We start from the raw sequence: 21,526 nt of genomic DNA, 5'->3' as shown, positions 1-21,526 counted from the left end.
TCTCACCTTGCCCCCGAGAACGCCCGTTTCACAGAGATGCACGCAGGCCGGCCCCATCCTCTCCGCTTTCCAACAAAGACAGGAGCCGCGACACCGTTTTTTCGGTTGAGTGGTTCCGCGCCGCCTCCACGGCTCGAGCCGACAGTCGCCGTCGCAGGTCCGGATCCCTCATCAACCGGATAACGGCCGCGGCCATTGGTTCAGGTGAAGACGGAGGAACAAACAGCGCAAAATCGCTTCGGGAATCGAAACCTCGAAACGAGGAAATCTCCGTCAGCACTGAAGGAAGGCCGCAGGCCAAAGCTTCAAGGGCAGGCAGGCCGAAACCTTCGGCTTCCAAGGAAGGCGAAACGGCCAGATGGGACGAACGATACAAGCGGGAAATCACCTCGGGCCGCACATTCACATAGTAATTCCCCTCGAAACCATAGCGCCGCTCCTCTTCGCTCTGGGGAAGCTGCGAAACCCGAAGGAGCCGAAACACCAATCCCTTTTCACGCACCATGTCCAAAGCCTGGAGCGCGAACGGGATACCTTTGAAATCGGCTTCGTAGATTCCCACCAAGATGACTGTTGGAACCGCCGGGAACGGACGGCGATCCTCCGGGTAGAACAAGGTGTTGTCGAAGGTCTGCCCGATACACACGGCAAATTGACCGAAGCGATTGGAAATCAGTTCAACGAGGTGAGGCGACACGGTTATCTTCCAAGTCGGCAACCGGTACACCCGGTCGATCTGGGGCGCCAGATGCCGGTTAACGGCGTAGTCGGCCTCGAATCCCTGGCAGAAATGCACTACCCTGCCCCTGGCGGACTCCACTGCCGGAGCCACGGTTTCCCAAAATGTGGCGATGATATAATCCGAGGAAGGGATGACCTCACGGGTGAACGCAGGCACGTGAACAAAGGGAGACTCGACTTCGAACCAATCCGGCTCGGGTCCCTTCGAGAGAACAACGACATCCACACCTCTCCGGTAGAGTTCATTCGCCTGTTCGAGTACGACTTTCACTCCGCCCCAGAGATCGGTTCCTTCAAGTAGGTAGCATATTTTCATGTCGGTTTTATCTGCCCGGTGGAAAGCCGCTGAAATCCGTTCACCGTCGCCGCAACCAAATGCTGGAACCCTTGTCGATCATGCACAGCGGCATCGTCCGCTCTAGACGGGCTCCGTGAAAGCCCGTCAGATACGTAGTGAACAGTACAATCTCGAAATGCGCATTGTATTGCAGAAACGCCCTTAACAGATACGATTCGTTCCAAGCCCGGCCTGCATATACCCATTCCTTCGGATACTCGAATGGGAAGAAAATGTCGTGGAAGTGAATGAAGACGTCCGCGGAAAGGTTCGGGAGCACCTCAAAGAGAACATAATTGACGTCACTTCCCACCTTGCTCACGTGCGAAGAATCGATGAACAGAATGTCACGGCGCCCCAACGTCCGAAATTCATCGACGTTCACATCCTGTATTCGCTTCTCAATAACGCGTATATGTTCATGATCGTCCTTTCGGAGAAGTGCGCGAAGCATTTGCGGATGAGGATCGATGAAGGTGCACTCTACGGATCCATCAGAGTGTAGTTCGTTCGTATCCAACATAATACAGGAAGAGTAGCCGGATCCGACCTCGATAATCCTTTTCGGTCTGAGGTGACGGAGCATGCAGTAGAGAAAGACGCCATCCGCGTAACCATAATTGGGATTTTCGAAAAAGTACCTCCGCCGGCTGCGCGGCCGTTTTCCGAGGAGCCGCTCTCCTTTCTCTTGGATGGCCTTCTTCTCGGTTTCGTCCTTTGCTCGCTCGTACCATTCCCGAAGAGCCATCAATTCACTATAGATCTCCCGATCCTGGGTATAAGGCAACTCGCTGTAAAACACCTCGAGCTGATCCAGCAGCCTCAACTGGTATTCTTTGTTCAGATCAACGCCCGGAATGATTTCGGACTTGAACTCAAAAATCCGTTGCTCATCTTTCCGTATTTCGGTAATGGATGGGATCGGCGAGTGAAAGTGGCCGGGAGGCGCGAAAAGAGTGCGGTTCGACGTCGAATTCTCGGCGTCAACCTGAGCCTGCGCGGCGGACACAAAAGATCTCCTGGCCGGCGAAACCCGGTTAAGAAGCGCTTCGATCATCCCTCTCATGGGCCACATGTCACGGATGTGTTCGGCAAAGGGGTCCATTCGGACGGAGGCGATGGATACATGATTCACCCGAAACGGTCGTCCTCAGCTTTGAACAGACCCTTAATCAAGTGATGGAACAAAAAAAGGACCCGCTTTGCGCACTCTCGTGCACTCCCAAAAGCGTGTCCTCTAGGTGATTCGGAGTCGGTCAATTCCTGGAGTCCGGCTTTAAGTCCTGGAATATCGGCGATACGTCCGCCGTAGTTCCTCCGTCGGCACTAGGCCGACCGGGGGCTTGTTACTGAAACAGCTCCCTCGGAACGCGCCTAAGAGCGTCCATGGCCTCTCCGTCCGGTCTTACCATGCGTTCGCGAACCCACATCATGGTGTTTTCGTTGCCGCTTCGAACGGTTATCCAGCCGCCTCCGCCCCCGCTGACGAATCCGCTGGGAACCACTTGACTCAGTCTGATGATATTCACCTGATGAGGCAAGGGCGTGCCCGATGAAATAACATTTTCGTCTTCGTCCCAGACCAGGAAGGAAACGCTGTAATTCGAGTCTGCGGTTTCGGTCCACACGGCCAGAGTAGCGTCCGAACCCTCGGAGTCCGCGATATAATAGCGAACATAGAAGTCCAGGCTAGCGCTGTCGCCCGTATCCACCACTCCGTACCGGATCAATTCTTCGATATCGTCCTGAGCCGCAGCCGTAAAACGCTCGTACCCATCCTCGTCGACAAGGTTGTTCACCACTTCCATGGTGTCGGGATCCGTGTACTCGAAGATCTCGTCGACCTCTCCGTATTGCACGTGGAGACCGTTCATGCCGGCCAGGGCCCCCTTAGGCAAGTCGATGTAATAAACATAGCATAGCAAAACGTTTCCCTGCCGCTCTTCGAACTCATCGCGCTGCCCCGCAGGGACCGTAGGCACCTGTGCGTCGACAAAAACTTCTCCGCGAAAAAAGCTCTCGCCGTCTTCTTCCACTCGAAGAAGGCCCGGAGCGGCGGACGGCATCTTGCTGATAAGCTCGCGCATGCTGAACCCTTCCACGTCGCCACCGGTCAGGGTCAGGGCAAAATTATAGACGTGTTCGGTGTCTCTGTCGGTCACTACGATATGAGTTCTGACATCCCGATCAATGACATTGACCAAGACCACCAGAAAGTCATTGGTCCCATTCTCTTCGACGTCGAAAAACGGCACAATGATACGGTTTGCCGGCGCATCGTCCGGAAGCCCAAGAAGCTGCGCGTAGGTCATGGATGAAATCAACAGTATGGAAACCACCAATCCAAGAATCACTTTAGCTCTGCTCATTGAAACCTCCCTGCAACGCGGTACTCGAATATACTCGTAAATAAGGAGGCCGTGAGGCCTCCTTTCGGATACCCAAACGCCTTGTCACGAAGCTATTTGTCCGCGGAATACCAACCGCCACCGGATTTCTTCCCGAATTTTCCGGCGCGGATCATGTTCTTCAACAAAGTGGGCGACACCCACTTGTTTTCCTTGTTCAACTCCTTGGAGAAATATTCCGCTACAAAGTAACAAATGTCAATCCCCGTGAGGTCCATCAGTTCAAAAGGCCCCATTGGATAGTTTAGACCCGCTTTGACCGCCTTGTCCACATCTTCCACCGAAGCGATACCCTCTTCCACGATACGGATGGCCTCTATCATGTGGGGAATCATGATTCGGTTTACGATGAATCCGGGCGAATCCTTCTTCACCTCCACGGTGACTTTGCCCATTTTCTCGGCCAATTCCTTGGTTACACGAACCGTCTCGTCATCCGTCTCGAGCCCGCGAATCACCTCGACCAGTCTCATGATCGGCACCGGATTAAAGAAATGCATACCCACCACTTTGCCCGGTCGTCGGGTAGCGGCGCCGATTTCCGTGAGGGACATGGAAGAGGTGTTGGAGGCCAGAATCACGTCCGGCCGGCACACAGAGTCCAACTCCTTGAACACGCGCTTTTTGAGTTCAATATCCTCGAGGACGGCTTCGATCACAAAATCCACACCGGCCAGATCCTTCATCTGTGTGGCGCCTTTGATCCGACGGGTAACGGCGTTCTTTTCTTCCTCCGTCATTTTGCCCTTCTGAACGCTCTTGGTTAAGAAGTTGTCGATCAGGCTGAGTCCGTTTTTGACGAACCGTTCTTCAACATCCAGCAAGATTACATCGCACCCTATGCGCGCCGATACCATAGCGATACCATGCCCCATCGTGCCCGCGCCTAAAACGCCGATCTTGTTTATCTCCATCTCGTATCTCCTTTCAGGTTGGGATGCGTTTGCATCGAGATAAGGTCCTCCGTATCCTGTAGTAGTCCTGCAGAATACGTCTGTGGTCAAAAGCAAGGTTGTGAGGAAGATTATGTTCCTTGAACAGCCCTGAATCGGCCGCATCGTCGCCCGCCCGGGGCCGGCCTTGGGCTTTTGCGGCGAATACCACGGATAAGGTGTGACGCCGCGGATCTCGGGCCGGATCCGAGTACACCCCCACCAGATCCAGCAGGTTTACATCGAGGCCTGTTTCTTCTTTGGCCTCCCGGAGGGCCGCGTTTTCCACGGTTTCTCCGTGCTCGACAAAGCCGCCGGGCAAAGCCCATCCCAACGGCGGATTCTTCCGGTCAATCAAGACGATGAATTCGTCCTCCAACTCGATGATCACATCCACTGCGGGCAACGGGTTACGGTAAACTTGGACTACTGCGCCGCACCTGGGACACAGCAGTTGAGACGGGGGCAAGGACTTGCTGTCATCAGACGGCATAAGCCAGATTCTCGAAGCGTGTAAACTTGCTCAAGAACGCGAGATTGACATTGCCGGTGGGACCGTTTCTCTGTTTTCCGACGATCACTTCCGCGATCCCCCGGTTGGGGTTGTCATCGCTCTTGTTGTACACTTCGTCACGATAGATGAATGCGATCACGTCCGCATCCTGTTCGATGGCTCCCGACTCACGTAAGTCCGATAATAAGGGCCTTTTATCGTGCCGTTCCTCGACCTTGCGGTTCAGCTGCGACAGGGCGATGACAGGAATGCTCAACTCCTTGGCCAGCGCCTTCAATCCCTGGGAAATTTCGGAAATTTCCTGCTCCCGGCGGTCGACGTTCTGGCGGCCGCGCATAAGCTGAAGGTAGTCCACGACAACGAGGCCGACTCCCTTGTCCAGCATCAGGCGCCGGGACTTGGCTCGCACCTCCAGGACATTCAGGGCAGGCGTGTCATCGATATAGATGGGCGCTTCGCTCAACAGGCTGGCCGCCTCGATCAAACGCATGAAATCGCCCTCTTCCAGGAAACCGGTTCGTGCGCTGCCGCTGTCTACTCTCGCTTCAGAGCACAACATGCGGAGACCCAATTGCTCTTTGGACATCTCCAGAGAAAAGATGGCCACGGGAATGTTGCCGTGTATGGCGGCATGCCGGCACACATCCAGCGCCAGGGCCGTCTTCCCCATGCTCGGCCTGCCGGCGATGATGATCAAATCGCCCCGCTGGAACCCGGCCGTAATCTTATCCAGGTCCTTGAAGCCCGACGGCACGCCGGTCACCACTTCCTTGCGCTGGTAGGCCGATTCGAGGGTTTTGATGTTTTCTTTGATGATCCTGTTCAGATCGAAAAAGGACGGTTTGATGCGGCTTCCGGAAATCTGGAAAATGGATTGCTCGACCTCGTCGAGCAGGCGCTCCACGTCTTCCGTGAAATCGTAAGCCCGGGCGGCAATCTCTGTCCCCTTATCGATGATCGAACGCAGCAGCGCTTTTTCATGCACGATCCGGGCATAGTTGGAAACATTGGCCGCCGTGACCACTGCGCCGGCAAGAGCGGAAAGGTAGGTGGCCCCGCCGACTCTATCGAGCTGCTGCTTTTTTCTCAAACGCTCCGTGAGGGTGACCACGTCGATGGGTTCACCGTCTTCGTAGAGATCCAGCATGCCTTCAAAAATCAGCGCGTGGCTTTCGCGGTAAAAATGAATAGGCGTCAATAGCTCGGCGACTTTGTGCATGGCCGCGGGGGCAATCAACACACCTCCCAGCACGGCCTGTTCCGCTTCGAGATTCTGCGGAGGGACTTTTGGCGGACCGACTTGGATTTTGTCGGTGACAGCCGCGGCGCGGGCCGCCATAGCCTTACTCCTTGACTACGTTAACCGTCAGTTCGGCCACAACGTCCGGATGAAGCTTAACGGAGACTTTCGTCTCCCCGAGGGTCTTGATCGGTTCATCAAGAAGGATCTTCTTCCGGTCGATCTCGATGCCCTGATTTAGCAGGTTCTTTGCAATATCCATGTTGGTAATGGAACCGTACAATCGATCCCCTTCGCCCGCTTTGGCCCGGATGGTGCTCGTTATGGATTCGATCTTGCGCGCCACCTCTTCCGCCAAATCGCGCTCGCGAATCAGGGACGCTTCAATGACGTAGCGTTCGTTTTCAAGCTGTCTAATATTCACGTCGGTGGCCGGTACGGCCAGTCCCTTCGGAATCAGGAAGTTTCGAGCATAGCCGGGTTTCACGTTCACAATCTTGCCGCGTACTCCCAAGGAGTCGATCGTTTCTTTCAGAATTAGCTTCACGTCTTTCCCTCCGTCTTGAACGGATCTTTACTCCAATGTAAATAGGTTCAAAGCCATCATGATTCGCACTGAATTCCGGGCTTCACTTCTAACCGTTTTCGTTAAGGGGGTCCATCGCATTCTTCCCTATCCGGCGGATGTTAAACCAGACGTCGAATACGCCCAGACCAATGACCAGCAATGTGGCCACTTCCTGGAACAGGATAAAAGCGTACCCGATGCCCCGGATGAATTTCGGAATCTGTTTACGGTCAAAGAAGAAAGCGACAATGGATAGCCCCTGAAAAAAATAGACCAGCAAGACAACGAGCAGCACATTCATGCCAATGGCTTTGGGAACCGGACCGGACAACAGCAGCAGGCAGCCGGCGCTTACCAAAACCCATATCAAAGGATCCGGAGCCTGCCATTCCTTGAGGTGTTCCCAAGCCTTTGAAAACAGCCCCTTCATCGGGTCAATCTTTCGGGCGATCACCAGCGTTATCCACGCCATCACCGCGAAACCTATGACGAACAGCGCCGGGAAAATGCGGAAGATGCTTTCCGTCAGCACTTTCGCCATTTCCTTGTACTCCGGGATCTGCTCCGCGGGGATCAATCCCACCGATCCGTAGGCCTCGAACGCGGCTTCCATGTTCACCTGGAGCTGGGCCCTGAACGATTCGAAAAAGGGAACACCGTCCGCGCCCGTGCTCCAAGTCGACATCACCGCAAAAAGAGCGATCAGACACCCGATGGTCGAAAACGCGATGCACCGGCCGACGGGGTACCCTGCCAGCAGGAATTCTCCGAGCAGAATTCCGAGTAGCGTCGGTGTGGCGAGCACCATCAAAACGGGGAGAGAAATACTCCCCATTGTCACGAATCCGTAGAGAAACCAGACAGATATCCCGATGAGCGCCGCACGCCACCTCCCCGCCTTCCATCTGAGATACAATACGGGGAGAGGAATCAGCAGGGTGGCGACAATTCCGGCCACGAAATGCAACGAGGAGCACGCCACCAGTATCACCATGGCTAACGTCCCCAAGCCGAGTTCCCTGGAACTTGATTGGGACTTATGTGTCAAAGCAGTATCCTTGGCAACCTGTAAACAGCACCCTCCGCTTCGCCGGCGATCAACAAGACGAAGCTTCTGTTATGAATCAAACGCGGGCGCTCGGAAACTCCCTCGTTCTCCGGTTATCCCAATGTTCGTACGCCCCCGGGAATCCTACTGGGTCGCAGTGCTCGAAAAAGGCAACAAGGCAATAGACCGGGCGCGCTTGATGGCCCTGGTCAACTCCCTTTGATGCTTGGCGCAATTACCGGATATGCGCCGGGGAATAATCTTCCCGCGCTCTGTAGTGAAATGCCTGAGGTTCTGGGAATCTTTGTAATCAATCTCTAAATTGTCGGTGCAAAACCGGCATACTTTCCTGCGGTGAAATACTCTTCGTCTTCTTTTAGTCGTCGGTCTTACCATGATTACGCTCCCTCTTCCACGGGTTCTAGTTCTTCGTGCTCGTCCGATTCGCTTTCATCCGGTTCCTCTTCTTCTTCTTCATCTTCCCGGGCTTCAGATTGCGCTTCGGCGGGTTCTTTCGACGGAGTCCCTTCCTCCACAACCGGCGGCGACGGTTTCTTTGGCTTCTGTTTCATCATCTCTTCAAGTGCTGCCGGGTCCACGTCCGTTTGCTTCAGCATACTGAAGAAACGGATCACGTTTTCGATCATCTTAAACGTGCGTTCAAGTTCTGCAAGCGCGTCCGATTTGGCCACATAGTCCAAGAGGACGTAATACCCCTTGCGGTGCTTCTTGACGATGTAAGCCAAGGTCCGGAGCCCCCACCGATCCTCACTGAGCACTTTTCCGCCGTGGTCGGTAATGACCTTGGTTAATCTTTGGCAGAGGGCCTCGATTTCGTCTTCCGGTAAGTCCGGTCTTAAAATGTAGATGGTCTCATAGCGTCTCATGAACAGTCTCCTTACGGATATAGCCCCTGACGGAGCAAGGAGTTACCCCGGATTCGAAACAATTCGAGAGTTCGAGTGCCCTATTCCGGGAGAAAAGAAGTTGTCTATCATCGGAGCAGGATCGCTGTCAAGGCTTATCAGATCCAAGGCCGATTTAGACCTTGCATCCCGATCCGCTTTGCCCTAAGAATACCATAATCAATTCAGGAGGGCCACATATGAACGTTGTGATCATCGGCGCGGTGGCTCTGGGACCCAAAACGGCTTGCCGACTGAAACGGTTGAAACCCGGAGCAAACGTACTTCTGGTGGATCGGGACCGGCTGATCTCCTATGGAGGCTGCGGCATCCCCTATTATGTGTCGGGGGACGTGGCCGATGCAAGCCAACTGCAAAGCACCAGCTTCCACATGTTGAGAGACGAATCTTTTTTCAAGAACGCCAAGGATGTGCGTGTACTGACCCGAACCGAGGCTGTCGCCATCGACCGGCGGCGCAAGAACGTTCTGGTCCGCAATCTGGATTCGGGTGAAGAACAAGAGCTTCCCTACGACAAGCTGGTGCTGGCCACGGGGGCTCGCGCACACCGTCTGCCCATACCGGGGGCGGACCAGGAAGGCGTGTTCACCGTTTCCAGCTTGAACGAAGCGATTTCGATAAAGAACCGTCTGACGACCGGAAAAATGGAAAAGGCGGTCGTTATCGGAGCGGGCGCCATCGGCCTCGAAATGGCGGAGGCTTTCTCGGATTTATGGGGAGTGGAGACTGCCGTCGTCGAAATCCAGGATCAGATCCTTCCCGGTGTCGCCGATCCCAACGTAGCCCGCATGGCTCAGAAACATATGGAGGAGAACAACGTTAGGTTCCACCTCGGAGAAACCATACAGGCCATCGAGCGCCGGGATTCGGGCCTGGTCGTCGTTACCGACCAACGCTCCCTGGAAACCGACGCCGTGATCATGGCCGTGGGGTTCCGTCCCAACTCCGATCTCGCCCGAGACGCCGGTCTCGAGGTGACCCCAAGGGGCGGAATCGTCGTCAACAGCCGGATGGAAACATCCGATCCCGACATCTACGCGGGGGGCGACTGCATCGAGGTCAAGCATCTCCTGACGGGAAAGCGCTTCCATCTGCCGTCCGGCTCCCTGGCCAATCGACAGGGCAGAATCATCGGCACGAACGTCGCAGGCGGTAACGCGACCTTCGAGGGTGTTGTGGGAAGCTTCATCGTCAAGCTGTTTGAAATCAGTTTCGGAAGCGTGGGGCTCAACGAAAAGCAGGCCAAAGCGGAAGGGTTCGATCCCGTTAGCGCCTTTGTGGTGCAGGGAGATCGCGCCCACTTCTATCCCGAAATGGAACTCATGTACCTCCAGCTGATCGTTGACCGAAAGACACGCCGGGTCCTGGGTCTGCAAGGCATCGGAGCCAAGAACGACGCTCTGGCGGCTAGAATCGACGCTGTGGCCGCCATACTCAAATATCAGCCCACCATCGAGGATATCAGTAACCTTGAAGTGGCCTATGCGCCGCCTTTTTCAGCCGCCATGGATATCCTGAACGCCGTCGCCAATACGGCGGATAACATTCTGGCTGAAAAGAACCGTATCTTGAACGTGGACGAGTTCGACAAACTCTTTCAGTGCCGACACGACGGCGATTTCATCTTTCTCGACGTCAGGGGACCGCAAAACGCCCAGCCCTACGTAGAACGATACCCCGCTTGCTGGATCAATATACCCCAGGACGAATTGCGTGAACGAATGGCGGAAGTGCCGAAAGACAAGAAGCTGATTCTGGTATGTAATTCGGGCGTTCGTTCGTATGAAGCACAGATCACACTGGAAGACGCCGGTATCGGAAACACGAGAAACCTTCAAGGCGGGGTGGCCGCGCTGAAAAAATGGGGCATCCATTTGACGGAATAATCCCGTACTCATCTGAATCCGTTCCACAGGGAGGCAGGGGAGTCTTATGGCGACGGAAAAGGAACAGAAGGACCTGGACGCATTTCTGAGCAGTTGGCCCGAAGATCAATCGGACCTCAAACGGGCTTACCTGGAGCTTATCGAAACGGTAAAGAGCAAACCGCCGGCTGCGTGGTCATTCGTTTCGCGGCCGGGAATCAGTTATTCGTTTCGCGCCCAAACGTCCGATTCGAAAACCGATCGCAAGCGGCCCGTGTTCTTTTTGATGGATGTGATCCCGGATCCGGAAGGGCCTTTCTGGCTCTCCGTCTGTTTTTACGAAGATGAGATCACGGACCCTGACGGAAAAGGCAACGCCATACCCAATGGCCTGTTTCAGGAAGCGGGCTACTGTTTCGACATGGACGACGGAGACCGAGAAACGCCGGCGTACTTGAAGCAACGGATCGACGAAGCGTACGCTGCGGCCATACAATGAAACTCAGCATGGATCCCGCCGAGTTTAACAAACCGGTTGGAACGAGGCGCCCGACGTCAAATGTTGAATCCTAAAACCCGGATCCGGCATGGTGGTCAGGGTGATAATGGTTATGTTATATGAGTAAGCTCAAAAAGATTTGCGTTGTTGACGGGCAGGGTGGAGGTATCGGCAGTACGATCGTCAAGCGTCTGAAAGAGACGTACGGCGAACGGGTCGACATCATTGCCCTGGGTACCAATGCCATCGCAACGGCCCAGATGATGAAGGCTCGAGCCAACCGGGGCGCCACCGGCGAAAATGCCATTCGTGTAACCGCGGCCACGGCCGACGCCATTATCGGCCCTGTGAGCATCGTTCTCGTGGACGCCATGATGGGCGAGGTCACCGCCGGCATCGCGGCGGCGATCTGCACCAGTCCGGCGAAAAAGTATTTGTTGCCCCTGACCCAGGAACCCGTCGAGATTATCGGAGCGCGGCCCGAACCGCTGCCCCATCTGGTGGATATCATAGTGAACGAAAGAATGAAGGAGTTGATTGAATAAATGTGTGAAGCAACGGCCTATCTGATCAGAAACGGAAAAGAGGAGAAGCTGCTGGAAAGCGTGGACATCGTGGAGCCCGATAACGGCAAGCTTCGTATCGTCAACATCTTTGGTGAACAAAAGCTCGTTGACGCCAAGATCAAGAAACTGAACCTGGTGGAACACAAAATCGTTCTGGAGTAAATGAGCAAAGCGCCTCTTCCCGGAACCTGCCGTCCCATCGAGCATACGGCGGACCTCGGCCTTGAATTCGAAGCGCCGACGATCGAAGGTCTTTTTCAAACCGCCGGCCTCGCGCTTTTCCGCGAGATGGTCTCCGGCGATAGCGGCGTGGAGGCGACAAGCGGCTTCGTGGAAGTGTCGGGACTCGATCGGGAGGACCTTCTGATCCGCTTTCTGAACGAGCTTCTGTATCTGTTTGAAGAAGAACGACAGGTGATAGAGGATATTTCCGTACGGATGGAGTCCGAACGCCATCTACGGGCGGACATCGAGACCGTTCCCTTCGATCCGGAGGTCCACGAGGTGGTCGAGGACATCAAAGCAGCCACCTACCACCGGATCCATATCCGAAAGAACCGCACATGGAAAGCCACGGTCATTTTCGATGTCTGATTCCGCGTATCTATAGTTGCCGGAAGAAAGAAGTCGTCGGATTCCACGTAGAGCCGCCGTTCCGCCCCCCCTCACGTCCACGACAATAAAGTTCATGATGGGCGATCCGATGAAACCGCCCACGAACCGGTTGATAAACTTCACTCAGGCTTCCATTAAAAAGCGACTCCATCGACTAACCGAGCCGACCGGTTAAAAGCGAAACACGCTTCCGGCCGAGGCCAGTTCGAAACGGTCTCCGAAATGCCTGGCCAGCTCAAGCGTGGCCTTCATGCCCGTGCAATGCGAAACGCCGAGCAATTTCACGGAAAACTCCTCGAACTTCTCAATGATTTCAGGCATGTCCTTGGAACCGACAAGCAGCAAATGGGTGCCCCCTAATATGGCTTTCAGCTTGTTCACGCCCATCTCGTTTTTGGCGTGATCGAGGATGTTGAGCACGCCCCCGTGGGCGCATCCCAGCACCAGCACCGGATCCTCGTCCGTTTCGATCAACAGGCTGGCGTCGTCCTCGATAGGATCGAGTTGTAAGGAACCTCCGCCGGGAAGCACGAGCCGGGGGTCCGAAGGCACATGATCCTGCTCCCGCTCGATGCCCACCAGAAACCACACGCCGGAAACGACCTCGATGCTCCGGTCCGTGAATCGGAAAACGGCTCCCAGTTGTTCCAGTTCTTCGCGAGGGTACGGACAACCGATATACCTGCCGGTATCGTTTGGATCCTCGGGGTTGCGGGCCATGTGCTTCGAAAACATGGCCGGATGAGCCACCACCTCGACACGCCCGACCTGTTCGAGAACCCACTTCAACCCACCGGTGTGATCGTAATGGCCGTGGCTCACCAGTATCTTGGTCAGCCCCTCGAGATTTCTGTCCAATTTCTTGAGATTATGCTCGATGGACAAAGCCGATCCGGCGTCAAAAAGCAGTTTTTCCCCGTTCCGTTCGATGAGCGCGCTGAAGCCGTGCTCTCCCATGAATCCGGGGGCTTTGATGCTGTTGTCACACAAAATGGAAACAATGGTCTCCATAGGATGCTCCTTCTTCGCTTGGTACAAAGCGGCAAATACGCTCTAACCGGGTACGTGTGGAACTCCTCTGAATTAACAGTTCTCCGTCGCGTTCGCAAGACTTCCCGAGTGGAGGCGCCTACCGCGGGGTGGCGCCGGTCTCAAAAGCATCCTTGGCCGGGTAAGCGAGCGTAACCCAGCACCGGACAGCTTGCTGTCTGGGTCCGAAGGACACGAGACCGCGGAAGCTCCGGCGGAACAATGTTCGCAATAGGCGTCGAGCCCCCGGCCGAAATGCAAAGTCGTTGCCTGAGCCTTCAAAATGTCCTACTATTCAGCGCCTAAAGATAGCTCACGTCCGCCGGGGCTATAACAGCGCCTTGCTGGAAAGGGCTTGACGCCCTGCAATCGGAACCCATTAGCGAATCAATGTTCCGGGTCTGCCTATGTCGCTTGTTGACACAGCCAAGCGTTTTGTTCTCAACCAGATGGTGGACGGTCGTCTTCGGGCTTTGGGAAAGCCGATCTACACCGTTGTCGTTGCTCAGGAACTCGTCGCCCAACGGATCCTGGATACACTCTGTGGAATCCCCCCTTCCTGTGACGAAACGTTGCTTCAGCACCTCACCGCTGTAGTAAAGACGTTTGAACGGCCGCACATGTTGAAGCGCTTGATCGCCAGTACGGAAAGGATCTGTCCGAGCCTCAAAATCGTTATTGCGGACGACAGCCGCTGTCCTTCGCAAATCAGTGGCGTGAACGTCATCCGTCTTCCCTATGACACCGGTATCTCATTTGGACGAAACGAAGCCCTGAAAGTTGTTTCAACAAAGTATGCGCTCATCATGGATGACGACTTTATCTTTTATCGCCGCACGGACCTTACGTCGGCCCTCACCCATATGGAGCGTAATCCCGAGATCGACATCATGGGCGGGGCGGTGGTGGATCTACCGCTGTTCAAAACGCCGGACTTCAGCAAAGTGGCCTTGTTTCCCACGAAAGCCGAGCCAACCAGACCCGTGGGTAGTGAGATTGGAGGGTTTCCCGTTTGCGACATGGTGGCGAATTTCTTCATCGGACGGACGGACCGCGTCGCGCACGTGGGTTGGGATCCCCGGTTGAAAAAAATGGAACACAAGGATTTCTTTACGCGGGCAAGAGGCATCCTGACCACTGTGTTCAATGCCGAGCTCAAGTGCCTGCACGCCCGAACCCCCTTTGACAAGGCCTACATGATGAAACGAAATGATGTGGACCGGGAGCGCAAGCTGTTAAGAGACCGGTATTCTGTTCGATAATGCCTCGCCGCTTTATCCTCCGTTCGTATCTTTTCACGGATGGCCTATCCTAAGGCGAACTCTTCGTATTTCTTTCCCAAATCGGTTGAAAGAAATTTTGTAACAAATTAGATTTACCTCTGTAACAATTTGCGAAGGGGTCTGAAGGGAGCCGGCTGAGGTTTTCATACAACTCAGCCATGCTTTTAGCATAAGCGCCTCCCGCAGGAGCCTGCCCTGAGCTTGGTGAAAGCCGTGAGCCTGTCGAACCGGTCGAAAGGTGGCGCCTGCTTCAAGGGTTTTGAAAGGGAGGGGAAAGGGGGAAAAACCTTCTCAAACGTTTTCCCCCCTGAACCATTCCCATAGCACAGGAACATCCATGTCTCGATGGCAATTCGATAAACGCGACTACCAACTGCTGGACATCGTCAACGACGTTCTCACACGCGACCAGTCCCGCAAGCACGCCCGAAAGCTGGTTTACCCTTACCTTCACCCCCATGGCATCAAGGAACTGGCCGAGTCGAGGGGATTGCGCATCGCTTTTGCAGTGGTTCACCTTCTGGAATCCCTCGAAACCGGCGAGCTCGACGATCGGCTGGACGCCCTGCGTTCACTACGTGAAGAGGTGCTGAGCACGGCCGTCGGCGCCCTCCCTCTGAATACCGCCCGCGTTCTTTTGACGATCATGAAGGAACTGGTGCGCGCCCACGGCGACGAGCGGCGCCAGCTCGAGTTGGCTCACGATTTTCGGACGGCCGCTGCGGGAAATCCGCGAATCGTCCGGAACCAGCTCCGCCGCTACCACCTTCTCGAAATGTCGGAAGCCTGGAACCAGGTGACCTTCGACGATCACGTGCATGACGTCAACACCAAAGGGCGCAAGTCCTCCAGTCATCTCATCATGGACGCATGGATCAAGGGAATCCGTCGTCTGAGGGTCATTTACTACAACTATCTGGAAGCCAAGTTCGCGGTCGAATTGCTTCAAGCGGCTGAAATCATGGGTATTACCGTACGAATCGGCATCGAGTTTTTCACGAGAATCCGAGACCGCTACGCCCAGATCATCTGGGTCCCCAGGGGCTTCCATGACGTTCAGGCCTTTCTGTGTTTTCTCGCCGAGGGACCGGTCGCTTCGTTTATGGAGGAAGGAAGGCGGGTCTCCCGTTTTCAGCAACGCTACGTTAACGCTGTCTTAAACGAATTCAATGTCCGTCACCGCCACGACATCAGCAAGGCGTTCGGTTTCGACATGCCGGAACTCGATCCCGCCGAGTTTTCCGCTTTTGTGGGTACGGGCCAGGCTTCCGTCGTTCATCTGGCTGAATTCATCCACAAAAAGATGCTCGCCCGGATGCGGACCCATGTCATTGCCCTGCGTGAGCGCTTCAAAACGGCCTCCGATAATGAGCGCGCCGGGATCGAGAACCTCCTGCAAAGCATGAACCGTATGGACACCGAAGCCATTATGGAGACGTTTCTCAAGCCTTCGGCCAATCCCCATATACCGAATCCGAACATCCCGGCCGAGGGCCCGGAGGCGCCGAGGCTTTTGAATCTCTCCGCCCGTCAGCTCATCGAGCGATTGAGTAAATTACATCCCGTCTACTACGTGACGCTCAATCTCACCAACCTCCGGGCGGAGGACGTGCTGGAGCTGCTGTACGACTGTGAAGGCGCCATATCGAGGCTCGAGATTTTCAACCTCAAAGACTACGCCGAAGGGAAGACGGCTCATTTCGAACAGATAAACGAGCTCCAGACGGCCATTAACGGCGGCAATGTGGTCCATCTCAAACGGATGATCCTATCCATGATCGATCGCCTGAACAGCGGCGGCGGCGATCCGGATCGCATCGCGAAGCTTCACGACATCCTGCACGACATCGGCAGTCTGAAAGACACCTACAAAGGCGCGCCTATAGAAGCACGTATCGGAAGTGATTCCACGGGGCGGGCCCCTCGAGTCCACGGTATGGGGCTGGCGATCAAGGAAACCCTGACGAAACGGGCGCGGAAAGAGATCGATCACCCAAAGGGCCCGGTACGGGATATCATCCCTGTCACTGCACAGGCTTTTCGCCGCACGACCCATCTGCCGAGAGGAGGGGAATCCAAGGCGGCGCGATCCTTTTTCAGATTCGTACGCCGTCTGCCCTGCGTAGGATTTCTTGCGGAAGCGCGCCGGGAAGACTGGGTCGTGGCGGAAGACTCGATCCGCCTGGAATCACCCGGAAACATCGTCACGTTGGGAGGCGTGCAAGCGGAAGTCAGCAACGGCCTGACCCTCGATCCTCCGACAACCAAAGCCGAGAAACGGGGTCTGTCCTGGAAATACCTCAACACCGGCGTCAAGAACGGCCTGAAGCTGTTGATCGGGTTCATTCCCGCCTTCCTGACCTTCTACTTGACCAAAGACTGGTGGCTCCTGGCCTACTTCGGAGCCTTCATCTGGTTCGGCATCACGGGGTTGCGGATCGTCCTCCAATCGGTCCTGGGAGGAGGCGGCATCCGCCGCTCTCCTCTTCTCAGGTGGGACGATTTTGTCAGCTGGGAACGCATCACCGATTCTCTGATGTATACGGGATTTTCCGTTCCCCTGCTCGATTACGTGGTCAAAACCGTACTGTTAGACCGCGGATTCGGCATCACCACGAGCACCAATCCTGCGGCATTGTACACAGTCATAGCCCTGGCCAACGGATTGTATATTTCGAGCCATAACGCCTTCCGGGGCTTCCCCAAAGGCGCTGTCTACGGGAACCTTTTTCGGACCCTGGTGTCCGTACCTATCGCCGTGGCGTTCAACACCATAGCCGGCGGAGCGCTGGCCTTTGCCGGCGTAATCGGCGTGGACGTCATCCTCCAGAAATGGGCCGCCGTCATCTCGAAGTTGGCCTCCGATTTGGTGGCCGGTTTTCTTGAAGGCACGGTCGACCGCTATCAGAATATCCGAATGCGGTGGAGGGATTACAGCAGCAAGCTCGTCAACCTGTTCGATACCTACGCGCAACTGGAACTGCTCTTCCCGGAAAAAGACGCGTCGGAACTGCTGCGCGAATCCCAGGAACTGGAAGCCCGGGCCGGGGGTGAACTCCGTGGCCTGCGTAAAATCATCATCATCAATGCCCTGGATCTTCTCTATTTCTGGATGCTCCAGCCCCGCGCCCGCGTGACCCTGCGAGCGATTCTGAGCACCCTCCCCCCCGAAGAGCGGCGGATCTTCATCGGATCCCAATCCATTCTTCGAGAACAGGAGGAAATCAGCCTGATGTTCGTGCACGGTCTCGTGGGAAAAAACTTCTCGAGGGCTCTTTCCTTTTACCTCGACCGCTCGGGGGAATACCTGGACGCCCTCAAGAAATGGGAAGAGCGTCCCCCGGCGGGATAACCAGCACATTGTGATCATGTAGTTGAAACGCCGTGATAATCAGCTACAATCATCCTCCGTTGCCGTTTCTTGCTAAAATATACGTCGTTTTGACATGGAGGGTTCTGTATTCATGGTGAAGAAAGAAGACGTCCGGATCGTCAGAACGGCCTGCCCCGCCCATTGCGGCATTGACGCCTGCGGAATCCTGGCTCACGTGCATGGAGACCGGGTCGTCAAGCTGGAACCGGCGGATTTTCCGGATCCCGGATACCGGAGAATCTGCCTGCGGGGGCTCTCGAGCCTGGACATCACCTACCATCCGGATCGTCTCAAGTACCCCATGAAGCGTGTGGGACAACGGGGCGAAGGGAAGTTCGAGCGCATATCCTGGGATGAGGCGTTGGGCACGGTGGCGACCCGTTTCCGGGAAATTGCATCCGAACACGGCGAGTCCTCCATTGGCTGGGTGCTGGGCGGTCCGGGCTCGGGCACGACCAAGTTCGGGGCGTATTTGAGGCTGGCCAGCCTGACTCAAGGCACTCGAGTGAGCACCTGGGGGTATGGAGACGCCGGACTCCCGTGCGGCACCCGGGTCGTTTTCGGCACTCACTTCCCTTACGAACTGCTGGCGGGATGGTCGGATCCGAATCTGATCATCGTCTGGGGCTCGAATCCGGGAGAAAGCGTTCCGCTGAATCAGATGCGGCGGATCATGGACGCCAAGGAGCGCGGCGCACGCCTGGTGGTGATCGATCCCAGGTTCACGGTCACGGCATCCAAAGCGGACGAGTATTTGGGTATCCGGCCGGGCACGGACGCCGCTCTCGCACTGGGTATGATACACGTGGTGCTCGAAAGGGGGCTGCAGGACGAGGCGTTCCTGCGGCTCCACACGGTGGCTCCCTACCTCGTTCGGACCGACACCGGCGCGCTCGTCCGAGGAAGGGACGTCGGACTGGTAGAAGGATCCGACTGCGTGGTATGGGACGAGCAGGGCCAGGGCCTAAAACCGGCCAAAGCTCAGGAAGTCACTGCGGCCCTGACAGGCCGCTATCGGGTAAACGGGTTGGAACTCAAGCCGTCCTTTCAGCTTCTGCAGGAACTCGCCGAAGCCTACCCTCCGGAAACAGCTTCCGGCATCACCGGTATTCCGGAGCAATTGATTATCCGCCTGGCCGAAGAAATGATCAACGCCCGGCCCGTTTCCATTGTAACGCACATGGGCCTCAGCCGGACCTATCACGGCGACCTCTCGATCCGGGCCGTGGCCGCCCTATCGAGCATCACCGGCAACGTCAGCCTCTCGTCCCGTTCCGGACATCGGCCCGTGGTGCTCAATTGGCAACCTTTCCTGCACGCCGATCCCTCGGGGCCGACCTCGAAACGCCTCGGCGTTCTCCAGATGTACGACGCCATTACCTCGGGTAAACCGTTTCCCATAAAAGCGGTCTGGATGGCGTTCATCAATTTCCTGAACCAGTGCGCCAACAGCAACCGGATCCGCAATGAAATCTTCCCGAATCTGGAATTCATAGCCGTAGCCGATCTTTTCATGACTCCAACGGCCCGATATGCGGATATTCTAATGCCGGCCTGTTCCTTCCTCGAGTTTTCGGACCTGATCATGGGGCCCCATCCGTATCTTCAGCTTCAGCGAAAAGTCGTCGAACCGCTCTACGAATCCAGGTCGGACGTGGATATTGCTTCCGGACTCGCGCGCAAAATGGGGCTCGGATCCTATTTCGATTTCGGAGAAGAAGGATTCATCAACCTGTTGCTGGACTCGGGCCATCCCTCCGTGGAGGGCATCGACGTGGAACGGCTGAAACAGGGTCCTGCGCAGACCCACGCGTCTCAGGTTCCGGACCGCGACGACGAGGTTCGCTTCAGCACCCCGTCCGGAAAGATCGAACTGTACGCCGAAAGGCTGCACCCTTTCGGACAGGCGCTGTCCGTTTATTTGGAGCCCCTCGAGGGCCCGTCGTTCAATGAAAAGTATCCCCTGACCTTTGTTCAGGGGCACAGCCGCTTCCGTACCCATTCCATGTTCGCCAACGCGCCCCGAATGCTCGAGATGAACCCGGAACCCGTGGTGGAAATCAATCCCCTCGACGCCCGGGCGAGAAACATCGATAACGATGAATGGGTCACGGTCTTCAACGACCGCGGAAGGGCCACGCTCAAAGCCCGGTTAACCGAAGGAGTCCGTCCGGGCGTGGTGAACATCTGTGAAGGTTGGTGGGTCGATCAGTTCAGGGAGGGGGATGTGAACGCCCTGACGCATGACGCGATCAATCCCGTGCAAGAGAAGGTCTTCGAGCCCAACATGGCGATGAACGACGTTGCCGTTGACGTACGCAAAGCGTAGGAGAGCGAGCCTTGGCAAAGCGACTGGTATTGGTGATCGATCAGGAACGATGTATCGGATGTGAAACGTGCACCGTGGCCTGCAATCTCGAAAACAGCCCGGCCGCGGGGCCCTGGATCCGCGTGGAAACCAGGGACGCGCGCATCAAGGATACTCCCGTGGGCCGCTACCCTGAATTGAGAATGGAATTCCTGCCCCGGCTCTGCATGCACTGCGCGTACCCGCCGTGCGTGGACGTCTGCCCCACCGGAGCCCTCGTGAAACGGGACGACGGTCCGGTGATTCTCGACGAGGAACGATGTGACGCATGCATGGCGTGTCAGGACGCGTGCCCTTACGACGCCATCCTCTTTAACGACCACAAAGGCGCGATCGAGAAATGCCACCTCTGCCGCCACCGCATCGATCAGGGGCTCGACCCGTTCTGCGCCGTGTGCTGCGAGGGCCAGGCCATTCATTTCGGAGATCTCGAGGACCCGAACAGCAAGGTCTCCCAATTGATCCGGGACCGGGAAGCGTTTCAACTGCGGCCCGAACTGGGAACCGACCCGTCCGTGTACTACTGTCCCCCGCTGAAACGCCGGAGGCTGATCTGATCATCGGGGGGGGAAACTTCTTTCAACGTTTCCCCCCCGATACCCCCCTTCAAAGCGTTCCAGACAGGCGCCACCCTTCAGCAAGCTCAGGGCAGGCTCCTTCGGGAGGTGCTCCTATCTGGTGAGTCGGGGGAGAATACCGCAGGATTCTTCCCTCGATACACCATGGTGCGAAACACGGACTCATTTCGAGGGCACGTCTCGAGTACGTGTGCGATCCTCCAGTTCCTTTTTTATTCCCTCCTGATCTCTCAAATATATTCCGAGCCAATCATAATGCCCCTGTGTCAATATCTTATACCTGTTTTCTGCAATTGTTCTCGCATTATCCAACATAGTAAATATGAACCGTTTGGTTTCTTCGTTTGTCTCCTTATCCATGGGAGTAAACCCCCATTTTGGTGTTGCCATTCCACCAAAACGCAACCAATGAAAAAAATTGATAACGCACAAGGAGTTGATATATTGGGCTCTTCTTACCAGCATCTTAGCACCCTTTGTTTCATAATGTAAGTATCAATGTCATTGACTTAAGCGATAGGTTTGTAGGCCATAGCGAAGAGCTTCAGCTTGGGACCTTTTCTTCTTGGGTTCTTTCGTCCTGGTCGGATAGTGGACAAGGTTTTTCGTAAGAGCCTGGAGATTGCCTCTAAAATT

20 protein-coding genes are annotated in these 21,526 nt (G+C 55.7%); 9 read left to right on the top strand and 11 right to left on the bottom strand.

Going from position 1 to position 21,526, the window contains the following annotated elements; genetic code table 11:
• Positions 1-28: 28 nt before the first annotated feature.
• From HY788_23110 to rpsF, 10 genes are all read right to left on the bottom strand, one after another.
• Positions 29-1,057 (bottom strand): glycosyltransferase family 4 protein, encoded by a 1,029-nt coding sequence (locus HY788_23110; protein MBI4777033.1) that lies wholly within the window; start codon positions 1,055-1,057, stop codon positions 29-31.
• 40 nt (positions 1,058-1,097) lie between these two features.
• The gene (locus HY788_23105) at positions 1,098-2,213 is read right to left on the bottom strand and encodes a class I SAM-dependent methyltransferase (protein ID MBI4777032.1); all 1,116 of its coding nucleotides are present in this window, start codon (positions 2,211-2,213) and stop codon (positions 1,098-1,100) included.
• A 211-nt stretch (positions 2,214-2,424) separates the two neighbouring features.
• Complete coding sequence (locus HY788_23100) at positions 2,425-3,447, bottom strand: hypothetical protein (GenBank protein ID MBI4777031.1); 1,023 nt, start codon at positions 3,445-3,447, stop codon at positions 2,425-2,427.
• Between the two features lie 92 nt (positions 3,448-3,539).
• Positions 3,540-4,400, bottom strand: a complete 861-nt coding sequence (locus tag HY788_23095) for a 3-hydroxyacyl-CoA dehydrogenase family protein (GenBank protein MBI4777030.1) — start codon at positions 4,398-4,400, stop codon at positions 3,540-3,542.
• A 13-nt stretch (positions 4,401-4,413) separates the two neighbouring features.
• Positions 4,414-4,911: an NUDIX hydrolase gene (locus HY788_23090; protein ID MBI4777029.1), complete on the bottom strand. Its 498-nt coding sequence runs from the start codon at positions 4,909-4,911 to the stop codon at positions 4,414-4,416.
• On the bottom strand, positions 4,901-6,271 hold the full coding sequence (gene dnaB / locus HY788_23085) for a replicative DNA helicase (GenBank protein ID MBI4777028.1): 1,371 nt from the start codon (positions 6,269-6,271) through the stop codon (positions 4,901-4,903). Before dnaB ends, HY788_23090 begins: the two co-directional genes overlap by 11 nt.
• Positions 6,272-6,275: 4 nt before the next feature.
• On the bottom strand, positions 6,276-6,719 hold the full coding sequence (locus HY788_23080) for a 50S ribosomal protein L9 (GenBank protein MBI4777027.1): 444 nt from the start codon (positions 6,717-6,719) through the stop codon (positions 6,276-6,278).
• Positions 6,720-6,807: 88 nt separating this feature from the next.
• Positions 6,808-7,788, bottom strand: coding sequence for a DUF2232 domain-containing protein (locus HY788_23075; protein MBI4777026.1), 981 nt, complete (start codon positions 7,786-7,788; stop codon positions 6,808-6,810).
• Between the two features lie 144 nt (positions 7,789-7,932).
• Positions 7,933-8,184, bottom strand: a complete 252-nt coding sequence (locus tag HY788_23070; GenBank protein MBI4777025.1) for a 30S ribosomal protein S18 — start codon at positions 8,182-8,184, stop codon at positions 7,933-7,935.
• Between the two features lie 2 nt (positions 8,185-8,186).
• Positions 8,187-8,675 (bottom strand): 30S ribosomal protein S6, encoded by a 489-nt coding sequence (rpsF, locus tag HY788_23065; protein MBI4777024.1) that lies wholly within the window; start codon positions 8,673-8,675, stop codon positions 8,187-8,189.
• 218 nt (positions 8,676-8,893) lie between these two features.
• Between rpsF and HY788_23060 the strand changes: the two genes are divergently transcribed.
• The 5 genes from HY788_23060 to HY788_23040 all read left to right on the top strand — a co-directional run bounded on the left by HY788_23060 (position 8,894) and on the right by HY788_23040 (position 12,238).
• The gene (locus HY788_23060; GenBank protein MBI4777023.1) at positions 8,894-10,600 is read left to right on the top strand and encodes an FAD-dependent oxidoreductase; all 1,707 of its coding nucleotides are present in this window, start codon (positions 8,894-8,896) and stop codon (positions 10,598-10,600) included.
• Positions 10,601-10,646: 46 nt separating this feature from the next.
• Positions 10,647-11,078 (top strand): hypothetical protein, encoded by a 432-nt coding sequence (locus HY788_23055; protein ID MBI4777022.1) that lies wholly within the window; start codon positions 10,647-10,649, stop codon positions 11,076-11,078.
• A 119-nt stretch (positions 11,079-11,197) separates the two neighbouring features.
• Positions 11,198-11,623, top strand: a complete 426-nt coding sequence (locus HY788_23050; protein MBI4777021.1) for a DUF3842 family protein — start codon at positions 11,198-11,200, stop codon at positions 11,621-11,623.
• Complete coding sequence (locus HY788_23045; GenBank protein MBI4777020.1) at positions 11,624-11,806, top strand: CooT family nickel-binding protein; 183 nt, start codon at positions 11,624-11,626, stop codon at positions 11,804-11,806.
• The gene (locus HY788_23040) at positions 11,807-12,238 is read left to right on the top strand and encodes an archease (GenBank protein MBI4777019.1); all 432 of its coding nucleotides are present in this window, start codon (positions 11,807-11,809) and stop codon (positions 12,236-12,238) included. It begins immediately after the preceding gene.
• Positions 12,239-12,430: 192 nt separating this feature from the next.
• Here HY788_23040 and HY788_23035 read toward each other — a convergent pair whose 3' ends face one another.
• A complete protein-coding gene (locus HY788_23035) occupies positions 12,431-13,270 on the bottom strand; it encodes an MBL fold metallo-hydrolase (GenBank protein MBI4777018.1) in 840 nt (279 codons plus the stop codon).
• 425 nt (positions 13,271-13,695) lie between these two features.
• Here HY788_23035 and HY788_23030 point away from each other — a divergent pair, with 425 nt between their 5' ends.
• The 4 genes from HY788_23030 to HY788_23015 all read left to right on the top strand — a co-directional run bounded on the left by HY788_23030 (position 13,696) and on the right by HY788_23015 (position 20,869).
• A complete protein-coding gene (locus tag HY788_23030; GenBank protein ID MBI4777017.1) occupies positions 13,696-14,550 on the top strand; it encodes a glycosyltransferase in 855 nt (284 codons plus the stop codon).
• A gap of 358 nt (positions 14,551-14,908) precedes the next feature.
• Positions 14,909-17,923 (top strand): hypothetical protein, encoded by a 3,015-nt coding sequence (locus HY788_23025; protein MBI4777016.1) that lies wholly within the window; start codon positions 14,909-14,911, stop codon positions 17,921-17,923.
• Between the two features lie 112 nt (positions 17,924-18,035).
• On the top strand, positions 18,036-20,273 hold the full coding sequence (locus HY788_23020; GenBank protein ID MBI4777015.1) for a molybdopterin-dependent oxidoreductase: 2,238 nt from the start codon (positions 18,036-18,038) through the stop codon (positions 20,271-20,273).
• Positions 20,274-20,284: 11 nt separating this feature from the next.
• Positions 20,285-20,869 (top strand): 4Fe-4S dicluster domain-containing protein, encoded by a 585-nt coding sequence (locus tag HY788_23015; GenBank protein MBI4777014.1) that lies wholly within the window; start codon positions 20,285-20,287, stop codon positions 20,867-20,869.
• Positions 20,870-21,526: the final 657 nt, after the last annotated feature.

The sequence above is a fragment of the Deltaproteobacteria bacterium genome (assembly GCA_016208165.1).
Taxonomy (GTDB): domain Bacteria; phylum Desulfobacterota; class Desulfarculia; order JACQYL01; family JACQYL01; genus JACQYL01.
The sequence above is the reverse complement of the archived record's forward strand: the minus strand, read 5'-3'. Positions and strand labels throughout refer to the sequence as shown.